The 8,129-nt window shown below is 72.7% G+C and carries 8 protein-coding genes and 1 other RNA gene; 3 read left to right on the top strand and 6 right to left on the bottom strand.

Translation table 11 applies throughout. The annotated features are described in order from the left end of the window. The coding region (locus tag VK640_06045; protein HTE72743.1) for a DUF2207 domain-containing protein at positions 1 to 870 on the top strand (870 nt) is incomplete at its 5' end. Between the two features lie 46 nt (positions 871 to 916). Here VK640_06045 and VK640_06040 read toward each other — a convergent pair. Beyond that, positions 917 to 2,551 (bottom strand): serine/threonine-protein kinase, encoded by a 1,635-nt coding sequence (locus tag VK640_06040; GenBank protein ID HTE72742.1) that lies wholly within the window; start codon positions 2,549 to 2,551, stop codon positions 917 to 919. A gap of 131 nt (positions 2,552 to 2,682) precedes the next feature. On the opposite strand from VK640_06040, the gene ssrA reads away from it, so the two are divergent. Continuing rightward, positions 2,683 to 3,056: a transfer-messenger RNA gene (gene ssrA, locus VK640_06035) on the top strand. Between the two features lie 21 nt (positions 3,057 to 3,077). On the opposite strand, the gene VK640_06030 is transcribed toward ssrA, so the two are convergent. Then, positions 3,078 to 4,151, bottom strand: coding sequence for a hypothetical protein (locus VK640_06030; protein HTE72741.1), 1,074 nt, complete (start codon positions 4,149 to 4,151; stop codon positions 3,078 to 3,080). A 90-nt stretch (positions 4,152 to 4,241) separates the two neighbouring features. Between VK640_06030 and VK640_06025 the strand changes: the two genes are divergently transcribed. Next, positions 4,242 to 4,370 carry a hypothetical protein gene (locus VK640_06025; GenBank protein HTE72740.1) on the top strand — a complete coding sequence of 43 codons (129 nt, stop codon included), beginning with the start codon at positions 4,242 to 4,244 and terminating at the stop codon, positions 4,368 to 4,370. A gap of 1 nt (position 4,371) precedes the next feature. Here VK640_06025 and VK640_06020 read toward each other — a convergent pair whose 3' ends face one another. From VK640_06020 to VK640_06005, 4 genes are all read right to left on the bottom strand, one after another. Continuing rightward, entirely contained in the window at positions 4,372 to 4,932 is a 561-nt protein-coding gene (locus tag VK640_06020; protein ID HTE72739.1) for a cysteine hydrolase family protein, read from the bottom strand. A 9-nt stretch (positions 4,933 to 4,941) separates the two neighbouring features. Next, positions 4,942 to 5,973 carry a Gfo/Idh/MocA family oxidoreductase gene (locus tag VK640_06015; GenBank protein HTE72738.1) on the bottom strand — a complete coding sequence of 344 codons (1,032 nt, stop codon included), beginning with the start codon at positions 5,971 to 5,973 and terminating at the stop codon, positions 4,942 to 4,944. Further along, a complete protein-coding gene (locus VK640_06010) occupies positions 5,970 to 6,977 on the bottom strand; it encodes a Gfo/Idh/MocA family oxidoreductase (GenBank protein ID HTE72737.1) in 1,008 nt (335 codons plus the stop codon). The genes VK640_06015 and VK640_06010 overlap by 4 nt, the downstream gene beginning before the upstream one ends. Further along, on the bottom strand, positions 6,974 to 8,129 hold a 1,156-nt coding region (locus VK640_06005; protein ID HTE72736.1), incomplete at its 5' end, for an alcohol dehydrogenase catalytic domain-containing protein. The genes VK640_06005 and VK640_06010, both read right to left, overlap by 4 nt.

The raw sequence follows: 8,129 nt of genomic DNA, 5'->3' as shown, positions 1-8,129 counted from the left end.
GACGAGCGGGCCAACGTCCTCGACGTCACGGCGACGATCGTCGACCTGGCGGTCCGCGGGCACCTGCGGATCGAGGAGCAGCCGCGCAAGGGGCTCTTCCGGTCCCGCGACTGGCTGCTCGTGAAGCTGCCGGACGGCAAGGGAGACCTGGTGGAGTACGAGCGGCTGCTCTACAGCGGGCTGTTCGAGAGCAGTGACGCTGAGGGCAGGGTGCTGCTGTCGTCGCTGAAGCAGAAGTTCGCGGCCCGGCTGGCCCGGGTGCAGTCGGCGCTGTACACGAACGTCACCAGCCAGGGATGGTTCCGCGGCCGCCCCGACAAGGTGCGCGGCCGGTGGCAGGTCGCCGGGGTCGTCGTCGCGATCGCGGGCGGCTGGCTGACCTTCCTCCTCGGTCGCCGGCTGCACTGGGCACCGGTCGGCATCGCGCTGACGCTGATCGGCGTGCTGCTGTTCGTCCTCGCCCGCCGGATGCCGGCGCGCACCGCCAAGGGATCGGCGATGCTCGCCCAGGCCCGCGGCTTCCGCGAGTACATCGCCACCGCCGAGGCCGAGCAGCTGCGCTTCGAGGAGCGGGCCGACATCTTCAGCCGCTACCTGCCCTTCGCGGTCGTCTTCGGCGAGGCGGACCGGTGGGTCAAGGTGTTCGGGCCCCTCGCGGCGGCAGCGGGGGGCACCGCGGCCACCTCACCGGCCTGGTACACCGGCCCGAACGGCTGGAGCTCCGACCACTTCTCCGACTCGCTCGACGGCTTCACCTCGTCCGCGTCGGGCACCATCGCGGCCTCCACGCCGTCGTCGTCGGGCGGGTCCGGCTTCAGCGGCGGCTCGTCCGGCGGTGGTGGCGGCGGTGGCGGCGGCGGGTCGTGGTGACCGGCTCGGCGCGACGTACGCCTCACCTGGTGCCTCGCGGGCGGCCCTATCCAGTGGCCGGCTGGAAGCTGTCGACCGCGACCTGCCAGACGTCCTGGCTCGCCGACCAGTCGGCCTCGGGGGTCGACAGGTAGATGGCGTAGCCGTGGTCCTTGTCGGTGACGACACCGCGGTTGCGCACGTGCGTGCCACTGCCGAAGGTGAACTCCCAGTCGGCGGCCTTCCAGTCGTTGTAGTCGACCGTCTCGATGCTGATCCGCTGGTAGTTGGGCAGCCGGGCGCTGACCGACTCCTCCTGCCGCTCCCAGTCCTTCTTGGGGTCACCCTTGGGCTGGTCGGTCTGGTCGATCCGGATGAACCGCGAGGTGCCCGGCTCCTTGATGTCGACGGCGGTGGCGCTGGACTGCTCGGCCTGCCAGCCCTGCGGGACGGCCAGCGAGAAGCCTGAGGCGTCCTCGTAGACCTGGTAGCCGTCCGGGACACCGGCCGGCTGCTCCTCCGGGGTTGTCTCCGGCGCCGAGCTGGTCGACTCCTGCGCGGTGGTCTGGGGTGCCGAGGCCGACGACGGCGTCTGCTTCGGCTCGGCCCGCGGGTCCTCGCCGCCGCCGTCGTCGTCGAGCAGGGCGAAGCCGACCAGGCCACCGATCAGCAGCATCGCGACCAAGAGGGCGGCCAGCAGGCCAGCCGATCGCCTGCGCTGGGGGGCGTACTCGCTCTCGTAGGTCGTGCGCGGCCCGTCCCTCGGCGGGGGCGGAGCTGCGGTGGGGGCGCCGGCGACGGGGAGCGCCTCCGTACGTCCGGCCCGGTCGAGAGCGATCGCCGCAGCGGCGGGCACCGCCGTCGCAGCGGTCGAGCGGTCGGCAGCGGCCTTGGTGAGCAGCGCACGCGCGGTCGGGATGTCGATGCGCTCGTCCGGGTCCTTGGTGAGCAGACCAAGGATCGCCTCGCGCAGCGGGCCCTCTACACGAGGCGTCGGGACCGGGTCGGAGATCACGGCGGTCAGCGTGGCCAGTGCGTTGTCCGCGTCGAAGGGCGGCCGCCCCTCGACCGCGGCGTAGAGCGTCGCGCCGAGCGACCACAGGTCGGCGACGGCGCCGGGCCGCTTGCCGCGCGCCTGCTCCGGCGACATGTACGACGGGGAGCCCAGCACGACGCCGGTCGACGTGAGCGCGGGGTCGCCAGCCATCGTCGCGATGCCGAAGTCGGTCAGCACCGCGCGGCCCTCGGCCGTCAGCAGGACGTTGCCCGGCTTCACGTCACGGTGGACCACGCCTTCCTGGTGCGAGATCTCGAGCGCGCCGAGCATCTCGAGGCCGATCTGGGCCACCCGGTGCGGCGGGAGCGGCCCGTCCTCGCGCAGCACGGTGCTCAGGCTGCGGGTGGGCAGCAGCTCCATGACGATGTAGGGGCGGCCGTCCTCCTCGACGACGTCGTAGGTGGTGACCACGTTGGGGTGGCTGAGCCGCGCAGTCGCCCGGGCCTCGCGCATCGTCCGCTCGCGCAGCTCGGCCTGCTCCTTCTCGCCGACCTCCGGCGGGAAGCGGACCTCCTTCACGGCGACCGCACGACCGAGCAGCTCGTCGGTGCCGGCCCACACGGTGCCCATCCCGCCGCTGCCGATGGACTTGTCCAGCCGGTAGCGGCCGCCGATCGTGCGGGTCGGGGCGTCTGAGGCACTCATCCGCCGCCCCTTACCCAGCGGGTGGAAGTCATGCACCCGGCCTGGCAAGGCCATCGGCAGCCGGAGGCCCGACGGGAAACCGGGAAGGAGGTGCGGACGGCTCGCGTTAGGATGGGGGCACAACTGAACATGGGGGTGAATGGTCTCGACTTCGGATGTCGTGCCAGGGGAAGCGGGCCGAGGATGGCCGGGATGATCTCGGAAACCATGCCCGGCAAACCAACAAGCGCCGATTCCAATCAGCGCGCCTACGCTCTCGCTGCCTAAGTAGCGCCAGAGCAGGCTGTCAGCCCGGGAGTGCCTTCGGCCCGGTGTCTGGCATCAGCTAGAAGGCTCCACCGCTCGGTCCGGTCGCGGGACCGAGCGGGAAACCTCACAGCGACTGGGCCCGTCAGCAGCTCGCCTGCGTGACTGCTGGGGCCGAGAAAATCAGCTGCAGGCTGCGCCCGGAGAAGCCCTGGCTCCGCACCGAAGGACGCGGGTTCGATTCCCGCCACCTCCACCAATCCATGCCGACCACTCGCGGCTACTCCTCGGCGAAGGTCCACCAGAGCGCGCGGAAGTTGTCGGCCTCCACCTCGGCCACCCGCGAGACCCGCTCGACGATGCCGGCGGTGGTGATCCGGACCATGGCGGCGTGGCCGCCGGCCCAGACCCGGACGACGAACGAGTCCGCGTCCTCCCAGACCGGGTCGCCGAAGTATCCGCCGGGAGTCGTGTAGCGCGCCAGGGCGGTGCTGGTGACGGCGTCGCGGATCTCCAGGTAGCTGGGCCCTATGCCGTCGGACCGGATGTCCGTGGTGACCATGTGGGCGCGGTCGGTGGAGAAGGTCAGCGGCACGTCGGTGCAGCTGCGCCAGAACCGCGTCGAAGGATCGCGCAGCTCGCGGTAGGAGAGGCACATCCCGTCGAATCCGTCGTCCTGGTCCTTCACCGCCACCACCGCCCGGTCGGCACGGATGTCCGCCTGCAGCATGCGCTTGCGGAACAGGAGGTCGGTCGACGCGGCTCCCGGCCGGAACCACAAGGTGCGGGAGGGCTGGAAGCCGGTCACCAGGATCCGGCGCCCGACGTCCGCGACGTCGAGGTAGCCCTTCCGCCAGACGCTGCCGATCAGCGAACCGTCGCGGACGTGGGCAGCCACCAGCCTGGTGCGCTCCCGGCCGTGGACGGTCCAGGCCAGCATGGTGCCGTCCGGCGAGAGCCGCGGCGCCGTCGCCGCCGACGGCAGCCGGCGGATCGTCCTGACGGTGCCGTCGAGACGCACGAGCCACAGGGTCGATGCGCCGTCCGAGGCCCGGGTCGTCGTGACGACGTACCCGCGATCCGTGGTGCCGACCAGCCGGGGACGGCCGGGAAGGTCCGGCCTGATGACCTTGTAGCCGTCCTGGTCCCCGGTCCGGACCACGATGTCGCGGCCATCGGTGTGCACCAGCGTCGTGCCTGGCCCCGGCGGCAGCGCGGCAGGGTCGATGACGACGTCCGGCGCGCGGCTGCTCCTGGCGGCGGAGGCCGCACCTGGCGGACCACCGGCAAGCGCCAGGCCGAGGCAGAGGACGGCGGCGGCGAGCAGGAGACGACGGGCGGCGAAGCGGTCCACCCGGCGAGCATGGCAGAGCCTGATCCCTGTGGCGATCAAGGTCGTCCCGCGGCGCGGTCACCGGTGCACGGAGGCGGAGGACGCCCAGTCGTGCCGGACGAGGGCGCGTACAAGGAGGCGACGGCTGCCAGCTCGTGGTCCGCCATGGGCTGCACCGACGGCGGCTTCTACTGCAGCGGCCATGTCGTGGACACGCGTCTCCGGCTCCGCGCCGCCTGACCTACCGGGTGAAGTCGACCTCGGAGGTCGGGGTCACCTCGCCCTTGCGCCCGGGCGCCGACGCCCAGCTCCAGTACGTGTTGGTGTAGGCGATCGACTCGGCCGGACCGACCGGGAAGCCCCACTCGCGCATGTCCTCGGTGGTGTGCGCGTCGGCGACCAGCGTGGCGTCGTACCCGCGCACAAGGGCACCGTGCAGGGTGCCGCGGATGCACTCCTCGGTCTGGGCACCGGTGACAACCAGCCGGCCGACGCCGCGCTCGGCGAGCCGCTCCTCGAGGTCGGTGTCCTCGAAGGAGTCGGCGTACTGCTTGTGGACCAGCGGCTCGTCGTCCAGCCGGACCAGCTCGGGCGCGTACTCCCACTGGGGTGAGCCCTTCGGCATGTTCTCCGGGTCGTTGTGCTGCACCCACACCACGGACACGTCCTCGGCGCGGGCCTTCGCGAGCAAGGCCTGGATGTTGCCGATCACCAGGTCGCGCTCGTAGGCGCCCGAGGTGTTGCCTTGCTGCACGTCGATGACGAGCAGCGCGGTGCCGGGGCGGTCGTCGAGGGTCGTCATGGGACCAGCCTAGGAAGAGACTCCGACAGCCGCCCCGGAGTAGAGCTCCGGCCGCGGGGGCAGCACCACGTCGACCCAGCCCCCGGTGCGGTAGGCCTCCACCGCGCAGGAGGCGACGACGGTCGCCGCGAAGCCGTCCCACGCGGTCGCGCCGGGGAAGGCGTGACCACCGTGCAGCGCGTCCACCCAGCCCTGCAGCTGCAGGCGGTAGGCCTCGGCGAAGCGGCCGAGCCACAGCTCCGGCAGGTCGACGCCGCGCGCGAAGGCCTTGGAGCGGGTGATGAACGCCCCGTCCCCCAGCACCGCCTGCCCGTGCGAGCCGGTCACCCGGCAGACGACCTCGTAGCCGTACTGCGCGTTGGCGAAGGCCTCGACCTCCACCACGACGCCGCTGGCGGAGCGCAGCACCACCAGGATCGGGTCGTGCTGCCCGCCGGGGGTGAGCGGACCGGGGCGCCCGGCCACCACCATCACGGAGGCGTACTCCTCGTCGAGCAGCCAGCGGCAGATGTCGAGCTCGTGCACGACCATGTTGGTCAACGTCCGCTCGGTCTCCAGGCCGTAGGGCGCGCTGGTGTTGCGGTGCACGTTGTGCACGACCAGCGGCTCGCCGATGCCCTCCGCGGTGAGCTCCTGCTTGAGCTGGACGTAGCCGGGGTCGAAGCGGCGCATGAAGCCCAGCTGGACGAGCCGCTGCCCGCGCGCCACCTCGGCGTCGAGCACGGCGCGGGCGTCCGCCTCGGTCGTGGCCAGCGGCTTCTCGCAGAGCACCGGCTTGCCGGCGGGCAGCCCGAGCAGGAGCTGCTCGGCGTGGACGCCGTCGGGCGACGCGAGCAGGACGGCGTCGACGTCGTCGGCCTGGAACACCGCGGGCACCGTGGGCACGCTGCGCGCGCCGAGATCGGCCGCCAGCGCAGCGGCCCGGTCCGCGTCGGCGTCGAACAGGACGCTGACCGCCGAGCCGGACACCACCCGGGCCAGGTTCAGCGCGTGCGACGTGCCGATGTTGCCGACGCCCACGACGCCGACCCGCACCGTCATGCCGCCCCGCTCCTCGGCTGCATCCCGGCTGCCCGGTAGAGGTCGTCGATCAGCTCCATCGTCACGACCGAGTCGACGGCCGAGGTGCGCATCGCCGCGCCGTCCCGGACCAGCGCGGCCATGGCCTCGAGCTGGTACGTGTAGGTCGGCCGGGTGCCGAGGTGCTCGACCCGGCGGTCGGTCGGCAGGGTGACCACCACCCGGTCGTCGAGGTGCGGCTTGACGAACTGGGGGGCGTAGGCCTCGCCGAGGTTGCCGACGAGGCGCAGCGAGAAGTCCACGTCCTGGTGGGTCATGCTCGACTCCACGCGCGCCTGGACACCTGAGGGCAGCTCCAGCTCGGCGGAGAGCCAGGCGTCGACACCCGGGTGCGCCGGGTGCTCGCCGCCCCGCGCCGCCACCACCCGCGGCTCGCCGCCGCACAGCGGGGCCAGGTCGCGCACGGCGCGCACCGCGTAGCAGCCCACGTCCATCAGCCCGCCCCCGGCCAGCGCCGCGTCCCAGCGCAGGTCCTCGGCCCGTGGTGGCGGCATCAGCATCCGCGCCTCGACGTACTGCAGGTCGCCGATCTCCCCGCCGCCGGCCAGCTCGAGCATCCGGGCCATCAGCGGGTGGTAGACGTGGTGGAACGCCTCGACCACCTGCACACCCGCGGCCGCGGCCGCGTCGCGCACCAGCCCGGCCTCGGCGGCGTTGCCGGCGGACGGCTTCTCGGTCAGGACGTGCTTGCCCGCCTCGACCGCGCGCAGGTTCCAGGGGCCGTGCAGGCTGTTGGCCAGCGGGTTGTAGACGACCTCGACCTCGGGGTCGTCGAGCAGCGCCTGGTAGTCGTCGAGCACGCGCTCCACCCCGTGCTCGGCGGCGAACTGCTCGGCGCGGGAGCGGTGACGGGCGGCCACCGCGACCAGCCGGGCGCCGAGCTCGTGGGCCGGCCGCACGATCGCCTCGGTGCTGATGCGCGCGGCACCCAGCACACCGACCCGCAACGGCTCTCCGGTCGTCATGACTGCTCCTGTCGTCGAGGCTCGAGGACGTTGGACACAAGGACCTTGGTGGCGGTGTCGGCGTCGAGGGAGGTCTCCACGGCGCGGGCCGCCTCGGCGACCGGGAACACGTGCGACACCATCTCGGCGAAGGGGATCTCGCTGTGCCGGTCGAGCAGCGCCAAGGTGCCGGTGTAGGCGAGCAGGTCCTCGCCGCCGGTGCCCATGACCGTCAGGCTGCGGCCGCAGATCGCGGCCGGGTTGAACGTCTCGGGCCCCATGTCGACGAAGGCGCCGACCTCCAGGACGGTGCCGGCGTCCCGGACGAGTGCCGTCGCCAGGGCGAACGACCCCGGGAAGCCCGTGGCGTTCACGACCACGTCCGCCCCCTCGCCGTCGGTCAGGTCGAGGACCTGCGACCGTACGTCGTCGAGCTCGCTCTCGCCGCCTCCGGCGCGCACCTGGTCGGCCGCCACCAGCCGCTCGGCCAGGTCGAGCCGCCGGGCCGACCGGTCGACGGCGACGACCCGCCCGGCGCCCATGAGCGCGGCCTTGACCAGGTGTGCCATCCCGAGTGAGCCGACGCCGACCACGGCGACGGTGTCGCCGGGACGGAACCCGCCGGGGGAACGGACGGCAGCGAGCCGCTCGAGGCTGTGGGTCACTGCGAAGATCTCGGTCAGCACCGCGACCTCGTCGGCGAGGGTCTCGGGCACCCGGAACACCGCGGTGCCAGGCAGGAGGTACTGCAGGTCGGCCCAGCCGCCGAAGAGGTGCGGCGGCTGCGCGGAGCTCAGCGAGTTGCCGTAGTTCTCGAGGTCGCGGCACAGGTAGTAGGGGAAGCCGCGCCGGCAGCTCCGGCACACCCCGCACGCCCGGTTGGGAGCCGGCACCACCCGGTCGCCGACCTGCAGCGGTGTGCCGTCGTGGGCCCGCGCTCCACCGGCGCCGGTGGCCTGGACGACGCCGAGGTTCTCGTGGCCCTGGATGATCGGGAACGGCGTCGAGCGCTCCTTGTCGGTGCCGGCGTACTGCACGGTCTCGCCGCGGAACGTGTGCTTGTCGGTGCCGCAGATGCCCGACGCGGTCATCCGCAGCAGGACGGCGCCCGGCTCGAGCTCGGTGGGCACCGGGTAGTCGAGGACCTCGATACGACGCGGGGCCACCAGGGTG

It is taken from the genome of Actinomycetes bacterium (assembly GCA_035489715.1).
Classification (GTDB): domain Bacteria; phylum Actinomycetota; class Actinomycetes; order JACCUZ01; family JACCUZ01; genus DATHAP01.
This window is presented reverse-complemented; position numbering and strand designations above follow the sequence as displayed.

Excerpts from the sequence above, each read along its gene's own strand:
- VK640_06040 (HTE72742.1), bottom strand. The coding sequence starts at position 2,551 with ATGAGTGCCTCAGACGCCCCGACCCGCACGATCGGCGGCCGCTACCGG.
- VK640_06020 (HTE72739.1), bottom strand. The coding sequence starts at position 4,932 with ATGACGACCCTCGACGACCGCCCCGGCACCGCGCTGCTCGTCATCGAC.
- VK640_06015 (HTE72738.1), bottom strand. The coding sequence starts at position 5,973 with ATGACGGTGCGGGTCGGCGTCGTGGGCGTCGGCAACATCGGCACGTCG.
- VK640_06010 (HTE72737.1), bottom strand. The coding sequence starts at position 6,977 with ATGACGACCGGAGAGCCGTTGCGGGTCGGTGTGCTGGGTGCCGCGCGC.